Genomic DNA, 2,076 nt, shown 5'->3' with positions numbered 1-2,076 from the left:
CGCGGCTCCCGCGGCGAGCGATGCGGCGACCGCCGCGACGGCGGCGCCGCGCAGGGTGGTGCGAAGTGTCCTCATCGACAGTTCCTTACGTGCTCGGGGCAGGCCGGCCGAGGCCGGGCGTGCTGCCGTGCGGGTGCGCCCGGTCGAGCGCCCAGCCAGGCTAACCGCCGGTCACTGACATGTCGGTAAGTAGTTTCCGCACGCTCCGGGTCACCGTGAAGCGGGGATCCTGGGCCACGTGCTCGGTGGGCCCGACAGCGCGTTCCAGCGCACGCCGGTAGTGCAGCGGCGTGTTGAAGACGGTCCACAGCTCGCCGCCGTCGCGCAGGACGCGGCCCGCGGTGGCGAACATCCGGTGGGCCGCGTCGGTGCTCAGCGCGGCACGGTCGTGAAAGGGCGGGTTGAGCAGCACGAGGTCGGCCGAGCCGTCCGGGATCGGCAGCAGGGCACCGGCGTCGTCCCGCACGACGCCTGCCGCGCGGACGCCGTTCGCGGTGAGCGTGGCCCGGGTCGAGGCGCAGGCGGCCGCGCTCCGGTCCGAGGCGAGCACGTGCGCGTTCGGGTACCGCAGACCCAGGACGGTGGCGAGGATGCCGGTGCCGCTCCCGAGGTCGACGGCGACCGGGTGCGCGTCCATGCCGGGCACGGGGGTGGGTGGGGCGCCGGCCGCGTCAGACGTACCGGTCACCGGGGTGACCGGTACGTCTGGCAGGTGAGGCCAGCGGTGGGCCTGGGCCAGGAGGAAGCGCGTGCCGTGGTCCAGGGTCGCGCCCGCGAACGCGGCGCCGTGCGCGACGACGGTGAGGCCGTCGGGGGCGCCGTTCCCGGTGCCCGGCCCGGCCGGCTCGATCGCCGCCAGGATCTCCGGGTCGGTGAGCCGGGCGGTCACGGGGTAGGTGAGCGGCCCGACGCCGGACCGTGGCTCCCGCGCGATCAGCAGCCGCGACTTCTGCCGGGCGAGCGAGGCGCCCACCTGCGCGAACGACGCGCCCAGCACGTCGTTCATCGCGTGCGTCATGTGCTTGACGCGGCCGCCGGCGAGCAGCGTGACCGACGGGTCGGCGTACCGGGCCACGTGCTCGGCGATCTCGGTGAGCTCGGCCAGCGACGTCGGGAGCTGGAGCAGCACGATGCGGGCGCCGGCGAACAGGCTGGGTTCGAGGCGGTCGTGCCGGGTCAGGCCCATCCCGGCCGGCTCGTGCTGGACGGGCACGTCGGCGGATGCCTGCGCGTGCGCCGCCCACAGCGAGCGTCCCGCGTGCCTGGTGTTGGCCTCGAGCGCGGCTTCGGCGGTGATCGCGTCCTGGTGCGTGCGGACCCGCAGGGCGCCGGAAGCCAGTGCGCCCAGGGCGAGCGCCCCGAACCGGTCGCCGACCACCACCACGTCGCGGGGATGCTCCTGGATGAGCGCCCTGGCCTCGTCGAGCAGCAGCCGGTCGGTCGCGTCGACAGCGACCGGGCCGTCGGCGCGCGAGCCGTCCTCCGGGTGTGGCAGGAGCCGGGCGAGGACGGCGTCCACCTCGGGACTCACCGGGCGGAGCGGGCCTTCTTCTCGGCGGCCTTGCGGGCCTCCTCGACGCGCTCCTCCTCGGCCCGCACCTGCGCGGCGGTCTGCCGCTCCTGGGCCAGCCACTCCGGCGGGTTGTCGCGCAGCTCGTTGATCTGCTCGGTGGTCAGCGGCTCGGTGACGCCGCCGCGGGCCAGGCCCGCGATCGAGATGCCGAGTCGCCCTGCCACGACGGGCCGCGGGTGCGGTCCGTTGCGGCGCAGCTCGGCCAGCCACTCGGGCGGGTTGGTCTCCAGCTCCTCGAGCTCAGCGCGCGAGATCGGGGTGTCCTGGAACTCCTGCGGCGTGGCAGGCAGGTAGACGCCGAGTCGCTTGGCGGCGTTGGACGGCTTGAACCGCTGCGAGGCGAAGGAGGAACTCATGTTCCCAGGGTATCGGCGTGTGCCCGCCACGCTCTCCATGGCGGGCGTGATCCTCGCCGCTCACGCGCCCGCGGTCCCGTCGACGCGGGGCGGGCGGCCGCCGGGATCACCTCGCGGCCCGTAGCCTGGGGGCGTGAGCCAGCCCGT

Annotated in this window: 2 protein-coding genes; both read right to left on the bottom strand. The window is 75.2% G+C overall.

The annotated features are described in order from the left end of the window. Positions 1–160 precede the first annotated feature (160 nt). Positions 161–1,531, bottom strand: a complete 1,371-nt coding sequence (locus tag PROKR_RS17320; RefSeq protein WP_036965056.1) for a class I SAM-dependent methyltransferase — start codon at positions 1,529–1,531, stop codon at positions 161–163. Next, positions 1,528–1,929: a DUF5997 family protein gene (locus PROKR_RS17315; RefSeq protein WP_020017032.1), complete on the bottom strand. Its 402-nt coding sequence runs from the start codon at positions 1,927–1,929 to the stop codon at positions 1,528–1,530. Before PROKR_RS17315 ends, PROKR_RS17320 begins: the two co-directional genes overlap by 4 nt. Between the last annotated feature and the right edge of the window lie 147 nt (positions 1,930–2,076).

It is taken from the genome of Promicromonospora kroppenstedtii DSM 19349 (assembly GCF_000515355.1).
GTDB classification, from domain to species: Bacteria; Actinomycetota; Actinomycetes; order Actinomycetales; family Cellulomonadaceae; genus Promicromonospora; species Promicromonospora kroppenstedtii.
This window is presented reverse-complemented; position numbering and strand designations above follow the sequence as displayed.